At 51.6% G+C, this 26,006-nt stretch carries 22 protein-coding genes; 8 read left to right on the top strand and 14 right to left on the bottom strand.

The features are described 5' to 3' along the window. Positions 1 to 7: 7 nt before the first annotated feature. Genes BLU05_RS16700 through BLU05_RS16685 form a run of 4 tightly spaced genes read left to right on the top strand, consistent with a single transcriptional unit; the run spans position 8 to position 3,430 of the window. Positions 8 to 841: a glycosyltransferase family 2 protein gene (locus tag BLU05_RS16700; RefSeq protein ID WP_091882145.1), complete on the top strand. Its 834-nt coding sequence runs from the start codon at positions 8 to 10 to the stop codon at positions 839 to 841. Then, a complete protein-coding gene (locus BLU05_RS16695; protein WP_244518394.1) occupies positions 838 to 1,500 on the top strand; it encodes a YdcF family protein in 663 nt (220 codons plus the stop codon). The genes BLU05_RS16700 and BLU05_RS16695 overlap by 4 nt, the downstream gene beginning before the upstream one ends. Beyond that, positions 1,497 to 2,789 carry a hypothetical protein gene (locus BLU05_RS26260; protein ID WP_244518393.1) on the top strand — a complete coding sequence of 431 codons (1,293 nt, stop codon included), beginning with the start codon at positions 1,497 to 1,499 and terminating at the stop codon, positions 2,787 to 2,789. The genes BLU05_RS16695 and BLU05_RS26260 overlap by 4 nt, the downstream gene beginning before the upstream one ends. Positions 2,790 to 2,839: 50 nt before the next feature. Beyond that, positions 2,840 to 3,430 carry an LbetaH domain-containing protein gene (locus BLU05_RS16685; protein ID WP_091882139.1) on the top strand — a complete coding sequence of 197 codons (591 nt, stop codon included), beginning with the start codon at positions 2,840 to 2,842 and terminating at the stop codon, positions 3,428 to 3,430. Between the two features lie 10 nt (positions 3,431 to 3,440). Here the strand turns inward: BLU05_RS16685 and BLU05_RS16680 are convergent, their stop codons facing one another. From BLU05_RS16680 to BLU05_RS16670, 3 genes are read right to left on the bottom strand one after another with little or no spacing between them, the layout of a single operon-like run. Next, the gene (locus tag BLU05_RS16680) at positions 3,441 to 4,619 is read right to left on the bottom strand and encodes a glycosyltransferase (RefSeq protein WP_091882135.1); all 1,179 of its coding nucleotides are present in this window, start codon (positions 4,617 to 4,619) and stop codon (positions 3,441 to 3,443) included. 52 nt (positions 4,620 to 4,671) lie between these two features. Further along, positions 4,672 to 5,928, bottom strand: a complete 1,257-nt coding sequence (locus BLU05_RS16675) for a glycosyltransferase family 4 protein (protein ID WP_091882131.1) — start codon at positions 5,926 to 5,928, stop codon at positions 4,672 to 4,674. Further along, positions 5,928 to 7,184 carry a glycosyltransferase family 4 protein gene (locus BLU05_RS16670; RefSeq protein WP_244518392.1) on the bottom strand — a complete coding sequence of 419 codons (1,257 nt, stop codon included), beginning with the start codon at positions 7,182 to 7,184 and terminating at the stop codon, positions 5,928 to 5,930. Before BLU05_RS16670 ends, BLU05_RS16675 begins: the two co-directional genes overlap by 1 nt. 370 nt (positions 7,185 to 7,554) lie before the next feature. Here BLU05_RS16670 and gmd point away from each other — a divergent pair, with 370 nt between their 5' ends. Both gmd and BLU05_RS16660 read left to right on the top strand, forming a co-directional pair. Continuing rightward, on the top strand, positions 7,555 to 8,625 hold the full coding sequence (gene gmd, locus BLU05_RS16665) for a GDP-mannose 4,6-dehydratase (protein WP_091882128.1): 1,071 nt from the start codon (positions 7,555 to 7,557) through the stop codon (positions 8,623 to 8,625). Further along, positions 8,618 to 9,604 carry a GDP-L-fucose synthase family protein gene (locus tag BLU05_RS16660; RefSeq protein WP_091882126.1) on the top strand — a complete coding sequence of 329 codons (987 nt, stop codon included), beginning with the start codon at positions 8,618 to 8,620 and terminating at the stop codon, positions 9,602 to 9,604. Before gmd ends, BLU05_RS16660 begins: the two co-directional genes overlap by 8 nt. Before the next feature lie 111 nt (positions 9,605 to 9,715). On the opposite strand, the gene BLU05_RS16655 is transcribed toward BLU05_RS16660, so the two are convergent. From BLU05_RS16655 to BLU05_RS16630, 6 genes are all read right to left on the bottom strand, one after another. Next, positions 9,716 to 10,987 carry a polysaccharide biosynthesis/export family protein gene (locus tag BLU05_RS16655; protein ID WP_244518391.1) on the bottom strand — a complete coding sequence of 424 codons (1,272 nt, stop codon included), beginning with the start codon at positions 10,985 to 10,987 and terminating at the stop codon, positions 9,716 to 9,718. A gap of 8 nt (positions 10,988 to 10,995) precedes the next feature. Further along, a complete protein-coding gene (locus tag BLU05_RS16650; protein WP_091882124.1) occupies positions 10,996 to 13,194 on the bottom strand; it encodes a GumC family protein in 2,199 nt (732 codons plus the stop codon). Between the two features lie 49 nt (positions 13,195 to 13,243). Beyond that, on the bottom strand, positions 13,244 to 14,035 hold the full coding sequence (locus BLU05_RS16645; protein ID WP_244518390.1) for a response regulator transcription factor: 792 nt from the start codon (positions 14,033 to 14,035) through the stop codon (positions 13,244 to 13,246). Positions 14,036 to 14,426: 391 nt separating this feature from the next. Beyond that, on the bottom strand, positions 14,427 to 15,086 hold the full coding sequence (locus BLU05_RS16640) for a PIG-L deacetylase family protein (protein WP_091882122.1): 660 nt from the start codon (positions 15,084 to 15,086) through the stop codon (positions 14,427 to 14,429). Further along, positions 15,083 to 15,895: a sugar phosphate nucleotidyltransferase gene (locus BLU05_RS16635; protein ID WP_091882119.1), complete on the bottom strand. Its 813-nt coding sequence runs from the start codon at positions 15,893 to 15,895 to the stop codon at positions 15,083 to 15,085. Before BLU05_RS16635 ends, BLU05_RS16640 begins: the two co-directional genes overlap by 4 nt. Continuing rightward, positions 15,892 to 17,187, bottom strand: coding sequence for a class I SAM-dependent methyltransferase (locus BLU05_RS16630; protein ID WP_091882116.1), 1,296 nt, complete (start codon positions 17,185 to 17,187; stop codon positions 15,892 to 15,894). Before BLU05_RS16630 ends, BLU05_RS16635 begins: the two co-directional genes overlap by 4 nt. A 319-nt stretch (positions 17,188 to 17,506) precedes the next feature. Between BLU05_RS16630 and rfbC the strand changes: the two genes are divergently transcribed. Further along, entirely contained in the window at positions 17,507 to 18,037 is a 531-nt protein-coding gene (rfbC, locus tag BLU05_RS16625) for a dTDP-4-dehydrorhamnose 3,5-epimerase (protein ID WP_091882355.1), read from the top strand. Positions 18,038 to 18,060: 23 nt separating this feature from the next. Here the strand turns inward: rfbC and BLU05_RS16620 are convergent, their stop codons facing one another. From BLU05_RS16620 to BLU05_RS16600, 5 genes are all read right to left on the bottom strand, one after another. Next, positions 18,061 to 19,398 (bottom strand): DUF4910 domain-containing protein, encoded by a 1,338-nt coding sequence (locus tag BLU05_RS16620; RefSeq protein WP_244518389.1) that lies wholly within the window; start codon positions 19,396 to 19,398, stop codon positions 18,061 to 18,063. A gap of 28 nt (positions 19,399 to 19,426) precedes the next feature. After that, complete coding sequence (locus BLU05_RS16615) at positions 19,427 to 20,497, bottom strand: NAD-dependent epimerase/dehydratase family protein (protein WP_091882110.1); 1,071 nt, start codon at positions 20,495 to 20,497, stop codon at positions 19,427 to 19,429. 133 nt (positions 20,498 to 20,630) lie between these two features. Continuing rightward, complete coding sequence (locus BLU05_RS16610) at positions 20,631 to 21,977, bottom strand: glycoside hydrolase family 140 protein (protein ID WP_091882108.1); 1,347 nt, start codon at positions 21,975 to 21,977, stop codon at positions 20,631 to 20,633. Continuing rightward, complete coding sequence (locus tag BLU05_RS16605; RefSeq protein ID WP_091882105.1) at positions 21,970 to 23,340, bottom strand: glutamate-1-semialdehyde 2,1-aminomutase; 1,371 nt, start codon at positions 23,338 to 23,340, stop codon at positions 21,970 to 21,972. The genes BLU05_RS16610 and BLU05_RS16605 overlap by 8 nt, the downstream gene beginning before the upstream one ends. 33 nt (positions 23,341 to 23,373) lie before the next feature. Next, complete coding sequence (locus BLU05_RS16600) at positions 23,374 to 24,567, bottom strand: glycosyltransferase family 4 protein (protein WP_091882102.1); 1,194 nt, start codon at positions 24,565 to 24,567, stop codon at positions 23,374 to 23,376. Between the two features lie 225 nt (positions 24,568 to 24,792). Here BLU05_RS16600 and BLU05_RS16595 point away from each other — a divergent pair, with 225 nt between their 5' ends. Beyond that, on the top strand, positions 24,793 to 25,998 hold the full coding sequence (locus BLU05_RS16595) for a polysaccharide pyruvyl transferase family protein (protein ID WP_091882099.1): 1,206 nt from the start codon (positions 24,793 to 24,795) through the stop codon (positions 25,996 to 25,998). The last annotated feature ends 8 nt before the right edge of the window (positions 25,999 to 26,006 follow it).

Below are 26,006 nucleotides of genomic sequence, written 5' to 3'. Positions count from 1 at the left end.
TACTCACTTGTCGGTATCTGTTTTGATTATGACCTTGAATGAGGAAGAAAGCCTTCCAGCTTGCCTGGCTTCTTTATCCTGGTGCGACGACATCGTTATTTTGGACTCCTTCAGCACGGATCGAACAGTTGAGATCGCGAGGGAGGCTGGCGCGCGAATCTATCAGCACAAATATGAAACGGAAACCAAGCAGCGCATGTACGGCCTGAAGGAGATAGAGTTCAAACACTCATGGGTCTACATGCCCGATGCTGACGAAATTACGCCTGATGACCTGCGTGACGAAATGCTGGCCATTGCAAACGATCCCGAACGGCCGGAAGCGCTGTTTCGCGTTCGCTATAAAAATATGTTCATGGGGCGTTGGGTCAAACATAGCAGCCTTTATCCGACGTGGATCACACGTCTTTGCCGACCGGAGCGGGTCGTGTATGAGCGCGAGTGCCATTCACGTTGTGTCGGCGATGGTCCGACCGGGCGCCTTAAATCCCACTTTATCCACTACAGTTTCAGCAAGGGCTTAACCGCCTGGTTTGACAAGCATAATCGTTATTCCGGGTTCGAGGCGAAGGAGTCGCTCCAGATATTGCGCGGCAAAGGTATCCCGTGGAAGGGCTTTTTCAGTCGACTTCCTGAAGCGCGCCGCAGCGCGCTCAAGGAGTTGTCTTACAGGATACCGTTTCGACCAGCAGCTCGTTTTGCTTACATGTATCTATTGCGGTGCGGTTTTCTCGATGGTTGGCAAGGCTATCATTATTGTCGGCTTATTGCTGCCTACGAATACATGATTGTTATCAAGATCGAAGAACAGCGCCGCCGCGAACACGGTCTTTCAATATGACGACGATACCGGCATCGCACGCGAACCATGGTGGTGAACGCGTGATGCGTCGCTGGTGGTTCGCCATATTTCTGGCTTTGGGTGCATTTGCCTTGTCCAGCTATCCTTTGGCAATTGTGCTTGCCGATACTGTCTTGAGCGTACGCACACCAGCGACTAAGGCAGACATCATTGTCGTTTTGGGTGGCGATGGGCCCTCGCGTGCGGCGCAGGCCGCCCTTTTATGGCACGCTGGAATGGCGCCGAAAATACTGATCAGCGGAGATGGAGATTGTAACTGGATACGCAAAAGTCTTGTCGAACTTGGCGTTGACAGCGGATTGATCACCACCGAATGCCAATCGGCGAACACATGGGAGAACGCTCTTTTTTCCAGTCCCATTTTGTACCGCATGCACGTGCGTAGAGCCATTCTCGTAACCAGCTGGTTTCATTCCCGCCGTGCGATGGGCAGTTTTGAAAGGATTTCCTCGGGTATCCACTGGGTTTCACTTCCGGTTGAGCCACACGTTTCCAACTGGCAGATAGCTTTTGGGCCGGACGGCATTCAGATTTTCAAAGAGTATCCAAAGAGCCTCTGGTACATGCTGCGTTCCCGATTATGGAAAGACCGCGGGGCGAGAGACAGCCAGATCTTTGCTACGGGAATGCTCGCATGAACTGGTTGTTCACGTGGCTGATGCTGATCACCGTTCTCTTACTCATCGGCTGGGGTCTTATACGGCGCGAGAGGATATACCAGTTTCCATTTCTGGTGGGAGTCATCACCTTTAGTTTCATCATGCCACAGATTCCAGCACTGGCTGATGATCATTTTCTGCCCGGTGGCGCCTACGTCAAAACAATTGCATTCTCAATTCTTTGCCTAACCATGTGTTGGTTAGGCTGGTCGTCCAATGCCCGCCCTTTCCGTTTCTTGCAGCAGAACTTTGACGAAAAGCGCTTGCTGATTGTTTCATTGTTTCTGTCCGTCACCGGTGCTTATTTCTATTATAGACTAAGTCGATTGCCCGGCGAGGTCTCCGTCGGGGTGCAGATGAGTGGAGCACCAGTTGCGTGGCTGTTTTTTGCCCGTTTTTTAACCTATGGCCTCGCCATCGCCACCCTGTGTTTTGCCCGGCGTTTTTCTTGGACTGCGGCACTTATTATCGGCGTGGATCTTGTATTCTATCTCGATCGAATTGTTGTGACAGGCAAACGAGCCGAAGCCGTTGAATTGATCGCCATATTTGTTCTGGCGTTCTGGTTTCAAAGAGGTTGGATTGTGCCGCGTGCGTTCGCCGTGACGGGCATTGTAGTGGGTATGTTGTTGATGAGTTCGATGAGCGATTATCGAGATATAACAAGGGCAAATTCGGGACCGCTATGGGAAGATATCAGCCGGATCGACATCGCGGCTAATTTCGATAACCTGCTGAAAGACGGCGGACCAGAAATGCACAATGCCGTCTTGCGCATCTACAATACAGACACGTCACTCGAATTCGACTTCGGCATGTTCCACTGGAACCGCCTTGTGTTTAATTATGTTCCTGCGCAACTTGTTGGCGAGAAATTCAAGAGCGCCCTGATGGCGAAGCTGCCAGCATTGGGACGAGAATATAGTCCTCTGACAGGAACGACCGAAACAGGAATGGCTGATGCTTTTCAGTCTTTCTGGTATTTTGGTGCGTTGAAATTTCTTCTTTTGTCTTACCTCGTTCGAAGATTATGGGTGTCTGCAAATGCCGGTGCGACGACGGCTCAGATCGTTTACATGCTATCGATCGTCCCTGCCATGCATGCCATTTCACATCAAACCGACTGGGCGCTGATTGTGTGGGTACACATGCTCATTTTTCTTGTGCCTGCTCTAGGGTGGGCGCGTCGTCCGCCACAGCATACGTGGCACGAACAGTCTTTTGTCGTGACGCCGTCTTTGCGTTCTCATCTCACCGCAACGCCTTGAAAACATACTGCAGAAACGGCGAGATAATACGTTAACAGGGATATACTTTCATGCGATCTCGTTTTGCCGATACGGTATTGGACACAGCAGGGGAGCAATTACCTCGCTTTGGTGGTGCAACTTTTACTCTCAGATTTCGGCTCATGCGATTGACTTGGGTGATCTGCTGGTTCGTTCTCGCTGCTTGGACACCTTCTCCTTGTAATCATTGGCGGGTTTGGCTGCTCAGGTGTTTTGGAGCACGGGTTCACTCAACGGCAGTTATCCGTGGCAGCGCGCGTATTTGGTGGCCCGCAAATCTTGCCATGGGTCAGCATACGTCCATGGGTCCCGGTGTGCTTTGTTATAATGTCGCTGATGTCACGCTTGGAGATTTTTCGATTGTGTCGCAGCGTGCTCATCTATGCACGGGCACACACGACGTCGATGATAAGGATTTTCCGCTTGTCAGTTTACCGATCACTATACAGGCCAATGCCTGGATTGCTGCCGAGGCATTTGTTGGCCCTGGTGTTCTTGTAGGTGAGGGCGCTGTACTTGGCGCCCGTGCCGTGGCAGCGCGCGCTCTGGCGCCCTGGACAATTTATGTAGGCAATCCGGCCAAGCCCATCAGACGCCGTCGTGGTGGAGAATTTGCCTAAGTTATTGGCCCTAAGTCGCCGGCATTGTCATATTGGAGATCCCTACATATCCTTTGATCGTAGATGAGGCGATCCGCGGCCAGGTGTATTGCTCGTAGACGAGCCGTTGTCCATTTCCACCCATTTCAGAAGCCATCGCAGTATCGTCAAGAATGGCGCTGAGACCAGAGGCCACATCCTCCGGTGCGAGTGTAACTACAGCTCCGGCATGCGCGGCCCTGACTTCCGGAAAGTGACACGCGTCGCTGATCACAACGGGTAATCCACACGCTAGCGCCTCAAGAATGGCGATGCTGAAGCCTTCCTGGCGGCTTGGAAGACAAAAACAGGTCGCATCCACCAGTGCACGTAGCTTGTCTTGCCCGTAAAGCGCGCCAATCAGATGCACGCGGTCATTCAGGTTCAACTGTGCTACCGCACTGACAAGAGCGCCACGCGCTCCTCCATCGGGGCCTGCCACTACAAGATCCACATCCGCATAACTACCAGCGATATGGGCATACGCTTTCACCAAGATATCCAATCCCTTCTTGGAGTGAAGCCGTGATAGAAACAGTATGATACGCTTGTTGCCTACTAACGGAAGGCGCTCCTTGAAGAACCCGCTTGAGGGCAGGTTTTCAAACTCTTCGAGAAACACCCCATTGGGAATTATCAGGTGAGGCGATGCCAGATTGAGAGGCTCCAGTAATCGAGCTTCGTCCGCATTCAACGCCAAAATGAACTTGGCATTGTCCAGCATTTTCCTGTAACCGAAACGTAAGGCGAGCCGCTTTTTGAAAGCTTTCTGCTTCAGACTCCACTCATCAAGCATGCCATGCGGCTGCACGCAGTAGGCGATCTGTTTTTCCAAGGCGATAGTTGCTGCGGTCCGGAGCAAAGTCTCCCAGACACCGTGGATATGTACAAACGAGCCCGCCGTCAAAATGGCACGTAATGTTTTGCGGCCTTGCAAGCAAAAAATGGATTCTTTTACATTCGGGTCTGCGAGCAAGTGCCACGTGATGCCCTTAAAATGAGGAACGGCACTTGCCGCTTCAAAAGCACGCTTCCGTATGTTTCCGCTGCCATAGCTCACGATATGTATGTCATGGCCCAAGTTTGATTGAGCTGCTGCCAAACGAATACAACCTCCCTGTGGTCCTCCTTGCGCAGGATCTATGGAAGAAATGACATGAATTATACGCATGTCGAACTCCGCCTGTTTGTTTCTTGAGCCAACGGCGGGGGGTACGCGTATATCATGACTGATTTAGAGTCCCAGCCGGTGCTTGCTTTCGGGATAGGGGCGTCAGGACTTGCATAAGTCGTTCGCCGTAACGTTTGACTGTGAAGTCCGCGGCGCGTTCTCTGGCATTCGTTGACATTGCGATGCGAGTTGCTGCATTTCTTGAAAGTTCGAAGAGCGCTTCAGCAATCGCTTGACTGTCCCTGACGGGAACGACGAAGCCGTCTATTCCATGCCTGACGACACTGCCGGCATTCTCAGTACAGATAATAGGTAGCCCCGCTGCCAGCGCCTCATAGATCGCCGTAGCTGAGCCTTCACAAACCGAGGGAAGGAGAAATACATCCGCCCATTGATATTCCTTTGCCATTTCCGATCGAGGTACGATTCCACGCAACTCGACCAGTGCAGCCACATTTTTCTTGATTTCTGAAGGTAAGATAGTTGGCCCAGCCATGCGGAATTGCGCCGCCGATCCCATGATACGTGCTGCCTCCACCACATAGGGCGAGCCTTTGCGCAATCCCACCTCGCCCACGGTCAGCACACGTAGCGGACCGTTGGTGCGGGTTGGCTTGCGATCATTAGACTGGGAGTCGATACCATACGGGACCACAACGCAGCGGTGGGGAGGTCCACCGCAGGCGATGACATTGCGGCGGACGAATTCCGACGGACAAATAACGACGTCGGCAAGTTCCCATTCGGCTTTTTCCCGTTCGGCAAAGGTTTGCGCATAACGGTTTTCTTCGTATTTTCCAGCCCAGTCCGGAAAACTCCGCTGTTCCGTTTGAACCAGTTCTTCGACGACTTCACGCGGAGCTATCATCTGCTCCAAGGCCGTCCACATGCCCAGTGCTTTTGCCGCGCGCATTTGCTCCAGCGCGTCTCCGCTAAAAGCGTAAAGACCGGCTGCACCGTGAAATCCGCTGGAGGCGACCAACTCAGAGAAATGCGAGCCAGCCCAAACGGCGTGCCTTGTCTGTTCAACCACATTTTTGAGCCTGAGCCGACATATCGCTGATGTCACGCCGAAAGCGGGAAATGTCGATGTAAGGCTGGGTGCCACGCCTTTGGGTACTCGGCCGATCAGCCGCTTTAACGACGATGGAAGAACCGTGCTGGGTAGCGCGTTAATCAAGCGGGGCCAGCTATTTGTGGCGCAGATGTCAGTGTAGAAATGAGCAAGTTGCCCTTCGGATGCAAGGATACGCGGTACGGCATAATGCATTCGCGCTCCGAGCTGGCTGACGACGACCGTTCCGCTCATTACGCAGACCTATAAATAGAGGATTGCAGAGGGTCAGAGGCCCGCTGCTGGAGTCCAGACATGAGGTCCACCCAAGATTGCACTGCATTGTCACGAGAATAAACAGTATCAAGCACGTCTCGGGCATTACGTCCCATACTTGCACACCGTTCAGGTGAATTTTTCAACTGAACAATAATATCCGCCAAATTTTGACTTTCGCCTATTTCTACAGCCTCTCCGCAACGGGTTGAGGCAATAACACTTGCCACTTCACCCTCCGGTGATCCGACAAAAAGGGTGGGTCGACCAGCTGCCAGAATTCCATAAAACTTGCTTGGAACGATACAGTGTTCAAGTCTGGGTACGAGTGAAACGATATGTGCATCCGCAGCACTCAAGCTTTCGGATATATTTTCCGGCGGCTGCAACGGTTTGAACGTAATATTCTTCAGTTGCTGTGTTTGGACAACTTCCTCAACGTGCGCGCGCTGCTGTCCACCGCCGATCAATAGGAAGTGTATGTCGTTATCATCCCTCAAAAGAGCGGCTGCCTCAAGCAGGGTTGCAAAGTCGTGAGCCCTGCCAAAATTACCGGAGTAGCCAATCACAAATTTGTTCTGTAGCCCCCAGTGCCGTCTCAGATCATTGGTTGAGCGCGGAACCGGACGGATTTCATTACCATCCGACCAATGATGCATGACGCGGATGCGGTCTCGGGAAAAGCCGCTCTCCAGCAAATAAGACGCCATGATCGCGGTGGGACAGACAATCACGGTCGACTTTCGTAGCGACCAATTGCGTAATGCCCTGCTGAGTTTCCCCGGAATGCCGGTTTTCGAAAGCATTTCCAGCTCAATAGCAACTTCAGGAAAAAGATCCATAACCCAGTTTATTGTCCTGGCTTTCCGCCATCGCACCGGGAGAGCGGTTGTAACCGATAGCAATGGAGGATCGGTGCAGACGACGAACAGATCGCCAGCTCGAAGATTTCTGAAGCACCACAAGAAAGACGATATATGAAACGTCAGATAATCCATCATCCTACCGATGAGATGATGACGTCCAAATCGTGTTGCCCATAGTCTTTTGATCCTGACACCCGCAATCATCTCTTCTGCAGGAAGAGCGACATTCGAATGGTCGTGCAGCGTTCGACTGGCTATCGCCGTGACATCGAAACCCTGGTGTGCAAGTGCCGAAGTCAGGCTGGAGACCATACGGCTTGTGGCCGATTGATCAGGCAGGAAATAGCGGTTCGCAAAAACGATTCTCATTCCCAATCCTTCGTGTACCTGGCGCAGCCAAGTGATTGCGGGAAAAACTGAAAACAGAGTTTCGCAGGTTGCCGGGCTTGGGCAAGACCGACAAACGCATTATCGGGGATCTCGTGACATCTAAGCCACCTACTCCTTCCGGTGAAGGACGAACGTTTTGACACCTATTTAAGTATCCGGTTGCTGGTCCGGATGTACTGATACCGTTGCGGCTGTTCTGGAATCTTATCCCTATTGCCAAAGTGTCTATTCGCCACCGCTGCCTATACTCGCTCAATATTCATTGTCGATGAGATCGCCTCAACGACCGAAATTGGCCAGGCAGTGCGCGTGTTATTGAACGCCTTGCGCAGAAGATGGAAAATTGCGAATGGCTGCAAAAACCGCATTGATCATCGGCGTGACTGGGCAAGATGGTGCTTATCTGAGCGAATTTCTACTGAACAAAGGTTACATTGTTCATGGTCTTAAACGTCGTTCGTCGTCGTTCAATACTGCCCGTATCGACCATCTTTATCAGGACCCGCACGATGACGACGTTCGATTTCATTTGCACTTCGGTGATTTGACCGACGCTACAAATCTTTGCCGCGTGGTTCAGGAAATCCAGCCTGATGAAATCTATAATCTTGGGGCGCAAAGCCATGTGCAGGTAAGTTTCGAAACACCGGAATATACAGCGAACGCTGATGCGATGGGTACTTTGCGTCTGTTGGAAGCGATGCGTATCATGAAGATCGAAAAGACCTGTCGCTTCTATCAAGCTTCGACATCCGAGCTGTTCGGCAAAAGCGCTGAAGCGCCACAACATGAGGGTACGCCGTTTCACCCGCGCAGCCCCTATGCGGTAGCCAAACTCTATGCCTATTGGATCACAGTCAATTATCGCGAGGCCTATGGCTTTCACGCGTCAAACGGCATCCTGTTCAATCACGAGAGCCCGATACGTGGTGAAACATTTGTGACCAGAAAGATCACCCGGGCTGTGGCTGCTATCGAGCGTGGATTGCAGGATAAGCTTCGCCTGGGAAATCTTGAAGCGAAAAGGGATTGGGGGCATGCACGTGATTACGTGGATGGCATGTGGCGCATCATGCAGCAAGACAGTCCTGATGATTATGTGCTGGCCACCGGCGAAACACATACGGTGCGGGAATTCGTGGAGAAGGCATTTGCGACAGTCGGGACAACGATTGAGTGGAGCGGTTCAGGTGTCGATGAAATCGGCTATGATCGCAAAAGCGGCAAGGAGATCATAGAGATCGATCCCCGCCATTTCAGACCCACAGAAGTTGATCTGCTGCTTGGCAATCCCGAGAAGGCACGGATCAAACTAGGTTGGAGCCATACAACAGCATTTGAAGATCTCGTTGCCGAAATGGTTGAGTCTGACATGAAGACCATCATGCGCGAAGAAAGTCGGAACGATGTCTATGGCTGAGATTGTGCGGCATAGATTTGATCTGCGTAACAAAAGGATATGGGTTGCGGGGCATACCGGCATGGTTGGTTCTGCTCTGGTGCGTCGCCTGCATGGTGAGGGATGTCATCTGCTCAAGGTTGATCATGCAGACCTTGATCTGACACGCCAGCGCGAGACGGAAGAGTGGATGGCGTTGATGCGACCAGACGTCATATTCATCGCAGCCGCACGTGTTGGTGGAATTCTGGCCAATTCCCTTTATCCGGCAGATTTTCTTTATGACAACACAATGATCGCTATGAATATCATGCGCGCTGCACATGGGCTTGATGTGACAAAACTGCTGTGGCTCGGTTCTAGCTGCATCTATCCGAAATATGCCGAGCAACCCATCGAGGAACAGGCGTTGCTGACAGGAAGCCTGGAGCAGACGAATGAAGCCTATGCTGTTGCCAAGATTGCAGGCCTCAAGCTCGCCGAAGCTTATGCCCGTCAGTATCGTCAGTGCTTTATTACGGCGATGCCGACCAATCTTTACGGCCCAAATGATAATTTTGATCTCCAACAAGCGCATGTTCTGCCGGCACTGATACGAAAGATGCATGAGGCTAAGGTGTCAGAGAGTCCAACCGCCCCCGTATGGGGGACAGGTACTCCGCGCCGCGAGTTTCTCCATGTGGATGATCTCGCCGATGCGTGTGTTTTCCTTATGAAAAATTATAGCTCTGTCGCCCATGTAAATATCGGTTCTGGAAGAGAGATTTCCATCCACGATCTTGCCTTACTCGTTGCCAGGAGTGTGGATTATCGTGGGTCCATCATATTTGATGCATCAAAGCCGGACGGCGCGCCCAGAAAGCTACTCGACTCGTCGGCGATGCAAGACATGGGATGGCGTCCGCGTATAGAACTTGAGACAGGTATTCGGGACCTCTACATCCGTTGGCAGACTGAGGACGCTCTTTTGCGCGCGTTAGATAATACCGTATCTGCTTAAGAAACTGCCGTTCCGGCAGGTCGGGCAAGATTTTCAGAAAGAACGATCCTTATTTTGCAAATGGTTCGGCATGCCTGCGCTGCAGGATGGCGCCGGAACAGAGCCCACTCGTCAGTTTACGGTCTTGGTAGCGACTTCTTTGGGCAATTCAAGCTGGGCGCGCAATATATCACCGGCTTTGATCATGTCGTGCTCGGACAGGATCGTTTCCTGATACGTACCATCAATAACCCGAACGACAGTAAAGGCGAGTTTGACGGTTTCTTCGCGTGAACTGACGCGTTGTGCAGCTGCACCTATCTCGCCCATCGTTTGCGCGATAAAGGCCATTTTCTTGCGCAGGCGCAGAATGTCGATCTCGATATCTCTCAGATCTTTTGCAGCATCATTCGAGCGGGAATCGCGCAAGGCGAGCAGACGCTGCTCAATCACGTTTTCATTCTGTTTGGCGCGGGCCAGAAAGGAGCCGAACTCAAGCGCGTCTCTGCGCATGGCCGAGAGTTGGCGCTGTGTATCACGTAATGTCGATTGTGCTGTAAGGCCTTTGTCCACAAGACTCTGCGATGCTTTCACATTCTGTTCGAGTAGAGAAATCTCGTCGTTACGCAGTTGGGTACTTTCTTTCAGAGTGGTTATTTCCTCCTCGTAGTTCTTCTTTTGCGCTTGAAGCGCATTCGCCTCGCTTTCGAGAGCTGAGAGCCGAAGATCAAAAAGCTTGCGTTCGGAATCCACGGCTTGCTGTCGCGCAGGCTTATCTTCGATAACATCTATGCCAGCGGCCAGATTGTACTCAAATGGCTTTTGATTAAGCTCGGCTTGGAGACGGGCGCGTTTCACATCCTGTGCAAAGAGCTGCAATGATGTATCCGCATATTCCTGACGTGCTGTAACCAGCTGAATGCCCGCGGTATCAAGTTTATCTGAGGCCTGTCGTAGTCCTCCGCTCAGCGCGAAAAGCTCTAAGGCAATCATCCCGGGCCGGTACTCATACTTTCCAGGTTTCTGCACATCGCCGATGACAAATACCGGAGCGTACTCTTTCACCGCAACAGACACAGAAAGGCCGGGTATGTGCTGCAAAAGTGATTGTGTAATGGTTTCTCCAATCTCGGCGATCGTATGGTTGTAAACGGATATGTTTCCGAGGATCGGATAGGCAATCGTTCCATCCACGCTCACCGGGAAAGTGCCCGTCAATCCCGCATCGCCGTAAACCGTGATGAGCAAGACGTCGCCGGACGCAATCTTGTACGGTGCCTCGGCTGCGTGAGCTGGTGGCGTTGCGAAGGAAAATAGCAGCATTGATGAAAAAGCGCCTGCCACAAGAAGATTGCGTATACGTGGATGTGACTGTACGCGGCGGCTTCTGTGCATTTTGAACATTTCCGGCCTCATGCCTTGACTACTGAAGAGCGGGACCTTGCATAGCTGGCTATTTCCTTGACGAAGCGTTTAGCTATAGCATTTGCCGGGGGTAACTGATCTGTTTGGGAAATATCCCGCACGCTTTGATCGCTGTTTATGACGATGCCGCTTAATTTGCGTCCCTCGGACGTGAGCATTTTGACGGCGCTGATGATGTCGTCGGTGTTGGCCTTGTCGCATCTGGCCACCAATAGGGTAGTATCGGCTAATGATGCGACCCGGATTGCATCCGCGCTCAAACAAACCGCCGGCGTGTCAATGAGAACGATGTCATATTGTTGTTTGAGCGTATTGATCAATTTGGCAAATTGTTGATGCCCTAGAAGAAACTCAGCTGGGACAGAACAGGCTTGGGTTGCTACGAAGTCGATTGACGAGAATAGGTCATGTTGAATGGCGGCTTCGAGCGTTTTCCTGCCCCGGATTACGTCCTCCAGATATGGGCCGAACTGATCGCCAAACTCTTGTGCAACCATTGGTGCTCTGAAATTGGCATCAATTATAATGGTGCGCACTCCTGTGGCGGCCAGCGATCTGGCCAGACCGGCAACGACCAGCGTCTTGCCTTCCTGGGTGCCGGCTGACGTGACTGCAATGGCACGAGCGATTTTTTGCGGAGAGGACAAGAGAAGATGGGCCTGGAGATCTGCAATGGCGCGAGCGAAACGGTAACGTCCCTCGCCGACAATATGCGCGACATTCTTCTGTTCGCCGCTGGACAGTCGCGGAATACGACCGATGATGGGTGTTCTGGCGGCGCTTTCCAATGCTTTCACGGAACGAATGGACTTATCCTTTAAGTCAAGAATAAGAGATAGGCAGAAACCGGAAAAAACCCCGCCGATTGCGCCGATTGCAAGCCATGTTGAGAAGTGTGGGCTCGCCTTTGATCGAGCTGGAACAGCGCGTGAAATCATGCGCGCTTCCGCCGTGGCAATGCCATCCTGTTCGATTGTTTGTTTGTATCTGGTCAAATAGCTTTCATAGATAGCGCGATTTGCACTTGCTTCACGGTCAAGCTGGTCGGCGTGGACGAGAGCTTGGTTGGCCGCCGACATGCCGTCCTGCATTTCCTTGAGATTAGCCTCCACAGCGCCTTGCTGGCGGTGGGTGACATTGATCTCGTTCCTGAGGCTGTCAATAACCTGTTGCACTTCTCCGGCAATCTGGCTCTTCAGCGATGCGAGCTGCGAGTTCAGCTGTGGCAGTTGCACGCTCTGCGATGCGCCACTCTGGCTGATTTCCTGGAGAGAGCGTTCGACACGGGATTGCTCGGCGCGTAGTTGCTGAATTGCGGGCGAACCAAGAATCTCGGATAATGCTACACCGGATTTGTTGTTCGATGCATCGATCGCCGTTGAGAGCCGCGCCTCTGCTCCAGCGAGCTTAGCGCGCAGGTTTGCCAACTCGGCATTGAGCGCGGCAATTTGTTGTGATTGAAGCGTCATACCATTGGCTTTTACAAGGCCGGATTTTTCGCGAAAGTCCGCAGCTGCACGTTCGGACTGTTCCAACGTCGCTCTCAAGTTGATTAACTTGCCGCCGAGCCATTCACTGACACGTCGTGTGGCTGATGTTTGTAGATCAATCTGATAATCAAGATAGGATTCGCCAAAAGCGTTGGCCACTGCCGCTGAATATTGAGGACTGTCAGCCTTGTAGCTGATGTAGATGGTATAGGATCTGCCATCGTTCATGACACTGACATTAGAGAGCAATTTATCGATTCGGCTGCGGTTGCGATCTTCGTCCATTTGTTCTGATAATGGACTGAGCGACTCAGGAATATTGATGTTTGCAGACAGATGCTGATCCGCTGGATTGATCCGTCCATCAGCATCAAAACCCAATCCATCGAGTCGGGTCAAGACCTTTCCAGCCATCATCCGAGAGCTGATAATATCCAGCTCCGTTCGCAATACCGGGCTTTCTTGCGGTAATGGTGAAACGACAGATTCGGTCGGCAAAGCCTGTAGTTTGCGGACATCGAGAGCAAGGATCGCCTCGGATACGTATTGGGCAGGTGTTGTCGAATAGCCAACGATTGCAAGAAGGAGAAACGCCATCAGTGCGGTGAGCATTGTTTTCCTTCGTTTGATAACGATGGAAAGAAGGCGATGTATTGCTGTTCCTGATGAATTAGGAGTGCTGTCGGAGAAAATCATTGCGAGAATCCCTGCGGAATCGGATGCTGACTGGTCTGTTAGGTAACCATCACAATCTGGATTCGTGGGGTATCATGTCGCTGATCTTGTAGGCCACCTCAGTGCGATTTGTTGCGCCCAGCTTCTTCATGATATTACGTATATGGACCTTAACCGTACTCTCGCAGAGGTTCAGTTCATACGCGATGATCTTGTTGGCCTTGCCACGGCGCAGCCCTTCAGCAACAGCCGTCTGCCGTGCGGTGAACGAGGTTGTTATATGCCGGAATTCGTCGCTTCGGCCGCCGCCGAGTTTCCTCAGTGCAAGCACGCTGCTTGCAGGAACGAACTTTCCACCTGCAATTGCAAGCTCGATAGCCTGCATGCAAACCTCTACCCCAACCGTTGTTGGAATATATCCCTGCACCCCAAGCTCCAGTGCCTTGAGAACGGATGTAAGATCATCATTGTCCGCAACCATTACAACAGCGATACTCTGGAAAGCAGCGACAAGTTGGCATATTTCCGTCGATAGCTCTTCGTCGTCTAAATTACGGTTACCCGTATTGACCAAGACGGCGCGTAGTCCGGGGACATGTTTGTCGGAGGCGTTCCATTCTTGTAACGAACCACAGGTCCTTACCTTCAGGCCGATATGATGGGTTGTTAGGGCCTGTGCCAGACATTCCCTGTCAAGTGCGCGTTTGTCCATAATGACTAAATAGTCGTCTATTGAATATCTGCTGAACTTGTTCTCGTTTGTACTTCTTAGAAGATGTGAACTTTCTTTGTTTGCATCATTTCGACCAGAATTGTCTTCTAATACTGAATTGGTATTAACCGGCACATGAATAACATCCATAATAGTTCCCCAAGCCTTAAGTTTTCCGCGAACCTTTATTATTTTCGTTCGCACTTTATTTATAAATTCAATTTACAATGGTCTTTCGGGAAAGTCTTTAAACCGAGCTATAGTTACTTTGATATCAAATAATTATCCAAATGCGGCGTGATTAGTCCGTTAGTGTAATGTAGCTAGCTCCCATTGAGTCCAATGGATTGATCTGAGGTGTAGTACTTATTGCAACGCACGGAGTCTGGACGTGGTTGAATGGCGAATTCGCGCCGTTACGATGTGGGCTGAGTTCCAACGCTAGCGAATGAATCACTGTTGGTGGAAGCTTGTAACCCGCTCAATGCGATTCCAGGCCGGATCTGCGCACACATCTTGATGAATGCCCGTTTCTACAGCTTCAACCGATTTCGAGTGTCAGTTTTCGAGTCGTGAACGCTTCTGCAAACCTGCTCGGCGAGCGACATTCCATGCCTCTGAGACGGGCCAGACTACTAAACGTTTCCTCATCGAACCAGTCTTTGGACCGTTGTGAACCGAAGTGCTTCATGAGAAGTTCGATTTTGCGTTGCATTACTGCCGTGGCGAGCGGCACGTAGACGTTATGCTGCATCAGGTCACCGTCCCATTTGGGAATTTCGTATTCCAGCACGAGATGATCCCGGAAAACATTCGTGGTGAGTTGATTGACTTCGCGATGGTCCTGATGTGCATCACTGCGGGCATGGGTGAAGATCACGTCGGGCGAAACGCGTTCTCGCAACTCATTGAGCCATACCTTGAGTTCGCGCGATTGACTGGGGAAGTAACTGTCTTCGAACTCCGCAATTTCGATTTGCTTTGACGATGCGCCGGCAAGAAAATCAAGCGCGGATGCATGCGCTTCAGTTGCCCGGTTGCCCGAACCGCTGAGCACACACCAATGAATATCGAGCAAGGCACCTTCTGCAATCATATGGAGGATTGTTCCACCTGCACCAATCTCGATGTCGTCTGAATGGGCACCAAGACACAGGATCGAAAGACGTTGCCCGCGAACAACAACAGGCAATGATCTCATCGCGCCTTGACCATCGGCATGCTAGTATTGCTACGCGTGGTTGAGTGGATCATCCATGGCATTTCTCCGCGTTCCACCATCTCCTGCAGAGCTTGCCAGTCACGAAGGGTATCCATTGAACGCCAGAAACCCTCGTGCTTGTAGGCCATCAACATGTCCTCTTTAATTAGCCTGCTAAATGGCTCAAGCACGAGCTCCTCGGATTCCCGCATGTAGTCAAATATCTCGCCACGCATGAGGAAGTATCCACCATTAATCCAGATATCGGATCTGTCAGAGGAGCGAAATTCGCAAACGCGGCCATCCTCGGCGATATCCGCCAGATGGTAGGTGAGGGGTGGTCGAACTGCAAGGAAGCACGCAATTTTGCCGCTTGCTTCGAACTTTTCGATCATGTCGTTGAGATCAACGTTTGTAAGCCCGTCACTGTAATTGGCAAGAAAGATGCGCTCTCCGCGCACCTGCTCGCGGACGGCCCAGAGACGTTCTCCGATATTGCGCCATATGCCGGTGTCAATCAGGGATATACGCCAATCCTTCTGCGACTCGCCTAGGACCTCTACTGTTCCGTCGCCGTTGACAACACAGTCGGCAAATGTCTGAGGGCGGCTATTGAGAAAGAAGTCCTTGATAACATTTGCCTTGTAGCCCAGGCACAGGATGAAATCCTCGTGACCATAATCGGCATAATACTGCATGACGTGACGCAGTATGGGTTGTGAGCCGAGTGGAATCATTGGTTTGGGAACATTTTCTGAGTATTCGCGAATCCGTGTTCCCATACCACCGCAGAACAGAACCACTTTCATAACTCATCACCTCTCGGATCGATAACCTCTACACCTGGAATGGGTACGATGAATTTGGCGCCCCACTCGCGGACGTGATGCATCTGCTTGATGATCTCGTCCTTGAGATTCCAGGGCAAAATAAGGATGTAGTCAGGTTTGATACGGTCGATTGCCTCTACAGGTTCGATTGAAATGTGCATTCCCGGTGTATAGCGACCGTGCTTATAGGGATTGCGGTCAACGGTAAAATCTAGAAAATCGGGTCCGATGCCACAGTAGTTAAGGAGAGTATTGCCTTTGCCTGGTGCGCCATAGCCGCAAATCGTCTTTCCTGCCGATTTGGCAGCGATAAGAAATGACAGCAAATCACGTTTGACCTTGCGTGCTCGGTGGGTGAAAGCGGTATAGGTAGAAATCTGTTCGAGCCCAGCCTTCACTTCCTGCTCACGGATATGAGTGACGCTTTTTTGTATCGGCCTCGCACTCGTCACATGGGCCAGATGAACTCTGAGCGATCCGCCATGGGTCACCAGTTCTTCCACATCGATAACCTTGAGCTGATGTTTTTTTGCCAGATGTTCGATGGTCAGCAGAGAAAAATAGGAAAAATGCTCATGGTAGATGGTGTCGAACTGGCCCTGTGATATCAGCTTTTCAAGGTGTGGGAACTCCAGTGTTATGACGCCTTCTGGCTTCAGAAGAACGACCATTCCCGCGACAAAATCATTGAGATCCGGAACCTGAGCCAGCACATTATTGCCCACGATCAGATCAGCGAGCAGACCTTCCGTAGCCAGTTGACCAGCATAGGTTTTTCCAAAGAATTTTATACGGGTAGCCACGCCCTTTTCGATCGCTACTCTGGCTACGTTTGCAGCAGGCTCGATTCCCAATGCAGGGATGTTCATCGGAATGAAATGCTGAAGGAGATAACCATCATTGCTGGCAAGTTCGACGACAAGACTTTTCTGATCGAGATGCAATTGCTCTGCCATCTGTTGGCAGTAGTTTTTGGCATGTTCGACCCAGCTCGTTGAATACGAAGAGAAGTACGCATATTCCTCGAATATTGCTTGCGGACTTATATATTCGCCCAATTGCACGAGAAGGCACTCTTCGCAGACAAAGGCATGTAGTGGATAATAGGGCTCCACTCCATCAAGCTGCTCGCGGGAAACGAAGCTTTCGCATGGTGGTGACATCCCAAGGTCGACAAATGTATGTCTGAGGCTGGCACTGCACAGACGGCAAACATGCATTCTGTCACTCGCTTTGTGCGCCAATGAAAGCGTGCTGGCCTGTAGGTTCATGCCTTCGCTCCTGATCAATCGGCCATGTTCCGATATGGAACCTGTCGGGTTTCCTTATACCGACCCTACGGCCTTGCGATCGGACAGACGACATATCAATGCGATCAAGGGGATCATCCGAACGGAGGACCTGCGTGGAACATTTCCATCAAACGGTGTGGTAAGAATTGGTAATGTTGAACCGTGCGAATGGTATCGGCGTATTCAGCTTCAAGCACTGTTCTCGCTACCTCTTATGGAGAAATTCCATTTGCACCAAAGCTCTGACAGGATTGTTGCCTCGATCCATTATGCTGGTCAGGGAAACAAGCGGGGCCCGATGCATTTCACCGAAACAGAATTAAGCGGAGCATGGCTGATCGAAACGCGCCCCCACGCTGACGAAAGGGGATCATTTGCTCGAACCTTTTGCGCCCAGGAATTTATTGAGCGCGGGCTGGAAACGCGCTTCGTACAGCACAGCTCATCCCGTTCGCTCAAGATGCACACGTTGCGGGGCATGCATTTTCAAACGACCGCATATGCCGAGGTCAAAGTTGTTTCCTGTACAAAGGGCGCAATATGGGACGTCATCATCGATCTGCGCAAAGATTCAACGAATTACGGGCACTACGCCGGGTTTGAGTTATCGGAAGGCAATAACCGCCAGATCTATATTCCCAAGGGCTTCGCTCACGGTTTCCAGACCTTGAGTGATAATGCGGTGGTGTCGTACCTCATTTCAGAGTTCTATTATCCACCAGCCGCAAGCGGGGTGCGCTTTGACGATCCTGCCTTTGCAATTGACTGGCCGGCACTGCCTTCGGTCATATCGGACAAGGATTTATCCTGGCCGCTCATCGGTGTTTGATATTCTGGCAATTTCGGTGGCTCTCAATGTTTGGCATTTGCATATGATCCGCTACGCAGAAGCCCTTCTGCCTGCAACAATTGTGCGGCGTGAAAGATATCGGGGTAGGGCAAGCGCGAGCGCAAGGATATGTCGAGAAGGCTGTGGGTTCCATCTGCAAGATTAAGAACCCAAAGGAATGCCATCGAGGTCTGTCCGGTTGATTTGTCGCCGCCGAGTGATGCGTAAAGTCCGCGGCGGCCGAGTTGTGGCTCGCCTTTGGGGAAAAGGTTTACCGGCGTCCAGTTGGTTTCGAGAATATCGATTACTTCGGTGATCATCCGGAAGGACAGTGCAAGGTTCTCGGGCGTGATAAACGTCATATTGTCTGCTGATGTGTGGTATTCCGGAAATGTACCAAAGCCGCTGCGCTGGAAAAGACCGACAGGAAGATTGAAGCCTGGCGAGCAATATTGGCGCTCGTCGTATCCATAGGGACTGAAGTCCTGCATGATCGCCTGCCGGCCTCCAGAGCACAGAACACTTTCCATCGCACGATCAATGATGGCATTGCCCTGACGGCTGCGCTTATAAGTTGGTCCACCACCGTCTCCGACGCATGACACGATTAGGCCGTGTTTGATGCGTTCGACCCTGTCTTCGTTTCTGGCAAGCCAGGTGAGTGCACCGATCGTTCCCGGAGCAAACAGGAAGCGGTAGCTATAGTGCGTTTTACGCGATCGCATGGCCACGGCAAGGAGAGTGAGCAAAGCGAGACCCGAGCAATTATCATTTGCGAGGGAAGGGTGGCAGATATGGGCTGACAGCAACACTTCCTTGTCGGTGGCACCCTCGTGTAGATATTCGCCATAGGTGAGATGGCCGTCTGCTTTTTCGGCGTCGATCAGAACTTCATAATCGCCATCTGCGAGAGCGAGAAACGCATTGTGGCTCATGCACAGTCCCCATTGCTCGCTGTAGTATGAGGTTCTGTACGGTATGAGATCCGGTTGATCGGGCAGTGTATGAATATGCGCTTTGAGTTCACTCAAGGGCATGATGCGATGGATCGGGTTGCTATAGCTGACGATATGCAGGTTGGATTCCGCCAGACTGATGATCTTGCGTCCAGACCCATCCTTTACATAGGCATCACATATGTTCCACTCGGATGGAACAACCCAATCGAACACTTGCGTTCCCGTGGGTATTTCGTGGCGCGTGATATCGATGTGTTGCCCGAGAACGCCTAGCGTTTCGCGAACTCCGCTACCCGTTATGCTACGGCATACCGGAAACAAACGGGCAGCAAGTTTAAAAATACGCGTGCCGATGTCAGTCTCTGAATTGGCAGGTGCTCCGACCCAGTTCGGCGTGCTCAAGATGCCACTCATATCAGATGCCGGGCAGTCACGTGACCGCATCTGCCAACGCAGGGCACCGCTCTGCGGCGGAAAGATGGCGCAGGCTGGTAGTGAGCTTGTTCTCGTCAATCTGCTGGCGAATATGGCTTATGCGCTGATAGCGTGGTCCTTCAAATTCCGCGAATGTCAAATGAGCGCTCACATACGCGGCATGCAGTTGTTCAGCTCCGGCGTTGGCATCCCAAACGGGTTTGAAATCAGGCAGTGTTCGTTTGATCTTGTCAAAACTGACCCGATAAGATCGTGTATCGGGGCCTGCGCCAGGCGCAAATTCCAATCGGCAACCGGGAACTACATCAGCTACGATTTTGGCAATATCGCGGATACGGTAATTGTGCTCCGATTGACCAACATTGAAAGCCTGATTGTGCACGATGTCTCGAGGTGCCTGCAACACGGCCAGAAAAGCACGCGAGATGTCTTCAATATGAACGATTGGTCTCCATGGCGTTCCATCCGACTTCAGCAGGATGACGCCATCCGTAACAGCCCACGCCACAAGATTATTCAGCACAATGTCGAAACGCAGCATCGGTGAAAGCCCATAGGCGGTTGCCGGACGCAGATATGTTGGGCTGAAGCTATCGTCCGCCAGCTCTGCAATATCCCTCTCGGCGAGTACCTTGGAGCATCCGTAGGCTGTCAATGGATTGAGATCCCCGGTTTCATCAATTGTTTCGCTACCTGATTGACCGTAATTGCTGCATGAGGAGGCAAAAAGAAAACGTGGAATGCCGGCTTGCTTCGCAGTCTTCGCCATTTGGACGCTTGCGCTATAATTGATGTCGTAGGTGATATTCGGGTTGAGATTGCCGAGCGGATCATTGGAAAGTGCCGCAAGATGAATGACGGCGTCGTATCCCTGAAGGTCACTCACAGTCACATCGCGTACGTCCTTGCGCAGGTCGGGGACATCGGGCATGGCGCCTCCGGGCGCGTAATGGCATTCTCGATACAGTTCGCTGTCAAAACCATGAACATCATGTCCAGCTTTTTGTAAGAATGGGACCATGACCGACCCGATGTAACCGCGATGCCCCGTCACAAGTACCTTCATTGTTCCAACCCTCTTCAAAGATTTCCCGTTTGTAGTCACCTTACTTCTGCAGGCATTGCGGAACGAGAGAGGAGTTTGGAGGATCAAGAATGCTATTGGCTGAACCTTCGTAGAGGCTCTTACCTCTTTTGCTCTAGTCGCCTTGTGTAAGGACCAGTAACCAGTCCCCGTAGCCAGATGCATTCCGGATATTTGGAACGGTATATTCCAGATTTCCGGCAGTCGTCACCATCGGCTTTTTGGCCGGGATATACTTTCCCGAAGACGGGTCAAACCACTTGGCGTTCGTGGTCGATTGCTTGCTTACATCCGCCCTGAGGGTCAGGCTACGCATTCCGGATAAATAGACCGCGATGAGTTTTCCATCGCGAGAGCGGCCAGCTACTGCAATGCCGGAGGTCGATGTGTTTTCCGATGTGAGTGTTTTGCCCTGATCGGGTTCGAGGTTCCACCAAGGAATTGTGTTGAAGAAGTCCTTCAGATAAGTCATGCTTTGGGCACCACGGCTTGAAAGCGCCATTGGCCATGGTACGGTTTCCCCATGTAAGCCCGGGCCTGAAAAATGCCACACGGGATTGTTGCCGAAAACCTGCCCCGCTGCACCGGTTAGAAGTGCACTGTAGGCACTTGTTCGAACTGTTTCCTCGGTTGCGCCGTTTTCGCCCTCGTAAACACCTTCGATGAGGAAGAAAGGGCGCGTTGGCCGCGCGAGATATTGCTGAAGGGTTGCAGCGGCAACGTTTCCGTAGGTGTACACCGTATCAAGTTGTTTCCAATGCGCCTCTGGCCAGACAAAATCGGTGCGCGCATCACGACCGCCGTGGACACTTTGAATGGTGCCGGGGTTAGCTATGGCAATCGCCGTTGCCAATGATTCCACCAGGTCTCTGTCCGGGGGATCATAGTCGCCACCTTGTATCCAGATAATATTACTGAATTTGGCAAATCGTTTTCCAATGTAGTCTCCATAGGTTTTCAGCGCCCCGGCCCCGGCAATCTGCATCTCGCGGTACCATCCCTCATTGCCTCCGTTCACTCCGAGATAGGCAGGTACCAGCAGTACGAGAAAGCGATCATCACTTGCGCGGCGCAAAAACCATTCGACATTGTCAAAATAGGCCTCGTTGGGAGCAGCAAAGTTCCCGTTCTCTTTGAATGGCGATTGCTGGTAGAAATTGCGTGGCGCATTTCGGCTGAAGTGATGTTCAATCAGGGAAACAAGAATTGTGTTGAAACCACGCTTCTTTCGATCGGCCAGATAGCTGTCGATTTCCTCACGCGAGAGGTCACCTATCAATGACCACGCCGTGTCGGCGACCATGAGAAAGGGTTGCCCTGCTGCATCTTCCAGATAGCGCTGATTGGCTGAAATGTGCAACGGAAAGACTGTTTGCCGTGCACCTGCAGCGGTCAGGGAATAAAGTGCGAGAAAAGAACAAACTGCCCACAATAATATGCCGCGCAGGTGCAAGTCAGGCATGGCCCACCCGCTCCGGTTTGCCAGTGTGCGTCATCGCATTGTTAAAGCGCCGGAAAACCGGTTGCGAGGTACGCCCAACGAGATAGTTGCTCACCCCATGCCGAAGCGCTTGATGGTATATGCCGAGTGCGCCATCTACTGCATCTATGGTACGATCGATGTCTTCAGTCGAATGCACGTAACTAACCACAAGCGAAGGCATGAGAATCCCTCGCCGTATCGTTTCCTGCAAGAATAACGTCCTGAAGGCCTGAGAGGGTAATCGCTCAGCATCCAGCGTGGCATAGGTCAGGCAGCAATCTCGTCCGATGGTACGCACGTGATTGCCGAGGCCATGCCTGTCGATCGCTTGTTGAATACCATCCCTGAGCCGTTGCCCTTGTGCATGAAGATGTTCGATTACTGGTTCATTCTGATAGACGCGCATGGTGGCAATTGCAGCTGCAAGAGCATGTGTCTCCGCCCCATGCGTCGTCGATAACAGGAACACTCTGGGTTTAAATGGCTGGCTCAAGCCACCGAGATTCATGAACTCGCGTTTGCCTGCAAGAGCCGAAACTGAAAAGCCGTTACCGAGCGCTTTACCGAAACATGACAGATCAGGCTCTATGCCATAGGCTTGCTGTGCACCACCACTGTGCCAGCGAAAACCTGTGATCATTTCATCGAGAATAAGTAAGGCACCATTGTCATGGCAGAGCTTCAGCAAACCATGCAAAAAAGGCCGAGGAGAGCCTTCTCCCCTTGAAGGTTCAAGGATCAGCGCAGCAATCTTGCGGGGATATCGCACAAAAAGCTCTCGGGCGCTTTCAAGGTTGTTGTATCTGAACCCGACGGTCAACTCCTGAATGGCGGCCGGCACGCCGGCACTCATTTCCGTGGAACCGATAAACCAGTCATCGGTCGAAAAAAATGGATGATCGGCACAGATACCGATCATGTCCCGTCCCGTAACCGCGCGCGCCAGCCTTACCGCGGCAGAGGTTGCATCAGACCCATTTTTACAGAATTTGACCATTTCCGCTGAAGGAACGGTCTCCAGAAAGGTTGCCGCACATTCTACTTCTATTTCAGCCGGGCGTGTGAAGTTGCAACCAAGCTTGAGCTGGCGCATTGCGGCTTCGAGGACAGGCGGATATGCGTGGCCGAGGCCGACGGCGCGATTTCCCATCCCATATTCGATGTACTCGTTACCGTCGATATCCCACACGTGGCTGCCATGGCCCCTTGCGATAAAGCCGGGTGACAGAACAGGGTATTGATCATCCCCCTTTGCATAGGTATGGGCACCCCCTGGAATGAGATGATGCGCGAGCTCACGCAGGTGGTTGGATTTCTCAAAATCTGTAACTGATTTGACCATATGCCAAGTCTCCTATGTTACCCGGGGAGGTATTCAAATCCGTTCGCGCACCACACGCAGCCAATTCTTCAAAGGTCGTGGTACCAGCGTTCGCAACCCGGAACGCAGGCCTCTCGGCATTGCCCACTTCTCAATTTTGAGCGGAGCTGCAATATCGCCCCTGTCTGTCGTAAGGTTGCGAATGACGTTCAAGTAACGTTCAGCCATGATCTCAATAGTAAATGTGACATCCGCCTTGTACCGGGCTGCGTCGGACAACCATTGAGCCGTTTTCGGATTGGAATGAATATCGGAAATGATCTGTGCTGCTTCCCGGCTGTGTCCAATGCGGAAGAGAAATCCATTCGTGCCATCGTCGATTATTGTATCCGTGACACCTCGGATACGTGAGACGACGGGAATGCAGCCAGCCGACATCGCTTCGGTGATTGTGAGCCCAAATCCCTCGTAGCGGGATGGCATAATGAGCACATCATGTTGGAGAAGAAGATCGAAAACCTGATCGGGGTGAACTGCACCAGCAAACGTGATACGGTTACGGTGGGGTGAGAGTCTGTTTTTCAAATTCTCAAGATCTGGCCCGTCGCCAGCGACCGTCAAATGAATCGCTTTGGAGAGATGACTCATAATTTCAGGAAGCCAGAACACACCTTTTGATGCATCTTCTATGCGGCCAAGAAAAATGAGGCGTAGAGTTTCACTGCCGTTTGCTTCGCGCCGGAATTCCCGGTTGGACGAACCGGCAGCATGTGGGATGACAAAAGTACGATGCGCGGGAAAGCTCAGTTTTCTGACCAGATCGCTACGAATGCGTTCGGAGACCCCGATGGTCGCATGGACGTGATTTTTTATGGCCTTCGCCGCGCTATAGGTTCCCGCAGTAATGTTGTGCACGATCATAATCCGCAAGAATTTTTCCGGGAGATAGCGCGCGATATTGGTTAGAATTCTCTCACTGAGAACATTAATGAAAATACCATCAAACCCACCGTCTTCCAGGGCTTTCACGAGTGTCTCCGCCTGATCTCGCTCGGTCATACCCCCGTGAATTTCCACCAAAGATCCATAGTCAAACTCAGGAAGCCATTGGGCGTCGTGGACTGTACCGGGGGAGTTTATGCTCATCCAACGAACATCCACGCCCTTTGCAGCCAGCCCGGCCCGCAACTGTTTGAATACGGAATAAGTGCCTCCGATATGAGGGCGGACAAAATATGCGAACTTCATGAAGTTCTGACCTTGAGTTTACTAAACAGACAAAAATCAACATGAACCGCGGCGCGATAGAAATGAATGCTTCATGGCGGGTAAGGGCCATAGTCCATTGGGATGAGGTCTCTGCTCATTCGGGTGGTCGGACTGTTCCAATGTCCATGTATTTTTTGCACGCGCGCCCCAGCAAACTCCGTCTACGAGAGGACTGATAAACGATGCCTCGTCGAGGGATTCTGTATGAAAATCTGTTTATTGGGGCAGTTTGGTAGCGGTAATACAGGGAATGACGGTTCTCTTGAGGCGATGCTGAACTTTCTGCGTTCTCTTCCGCAAACCACAGAACTCACGTGCATCTGTTCCAACCCAGAATTTGTCGAGAAAAAATATAAGATCAAATCGATCGGGATCAGCGGAATTGTTTTGCGAACCAGGTGGCTCATCCGCATTAATGCCTTGCTTGCTGATATCCCACGACGAATCGCGAGTCTTTACATGCTTCTTGCGTGTCTTGGGGGAGTGGATCTTCTGATTATTCCGGGCACTGGAATACTGGATGACTTTCAGGAGACTCCATTTGGCTGGCCGTTTGTCCTTTTCCGCTGGTGTCTGGCAGCCAGATTGCGCAGCACCAAGATTGCTTTTGTGAGTATCGGTGCAGGGCCGATCGAACACCAACTGAGCCGTTGGTTTCTCCGGTCCGCTGCAAGAATGGCGCATTATCGATCCTATCGGGATGGCTATTCTCTGACCTATATGAAAAAGGCTGGCCTTCCTGTGGAGCAAGATTACCAGTTTCCGGATATTGCGTTTCGACTTCCGGTGCCATCGTCGTCCCGCCCAGAAGATGATGGAGTGTTGACGATTGGTGTCGGTGTTATGGACTATAGGGGATGGTCAAAGGAAGCCATGTTTGGAGAGGCTATTTATCGTCTGTACATTGGCAAACTTGCATCTTTCGTCAGCTGGCTGCTTGAGGAGGGGCACAATGTTCGCTTGTTGACCGGTGATGAACGAGATTGGTGTGCGGTGCGCGATATTATCGCGAAAGTTTCCGGTACGATCGATGAACATGCAATAAACCGGATGACTGTAGGACAAGGTGCAACCTTGCACGAACTGATGCATGAGATGAGTAGCGCTGATATCGTGATCGCAACGCGCTATCACAATATTGTCTGCGCTTTGAAGCTCGCCCGTCCAACCATCTCTCTTGGATACGCGCAAAAAAATGACGAGTTGCTGGCCCAGTTCGACCAGTACTATTGCCAACACATTGAGACATTCAACGTGGAAATTTTGAAGAAGCAGACCACGGAAATATTGGCAAGCCTTGATGATGTGCGCATGCAATTGGCTACAAGAAACATAAAGGTTCAACAGGAACTTTGCATCCAGGAAAAATTGTTGAACGAGAAGGTGATTGGTCCGCTTCGCACCCTTTAGCCGGCATT

The sequence above is a fragment of the Phyllobacterium sp. OV277 genome, from assembly GCF_900104355.1.
In the GTDB taxonomy this organism is placed as follows: domain Bacteria; phylum Pseudomonadota; class Alphaproteobacteria; order Rhizobiales; family Rhizobiaceae; genus Phyllobacterium.
This window is presented reverse-complemented; position numbering and strand designations above follow the sequence as displayed.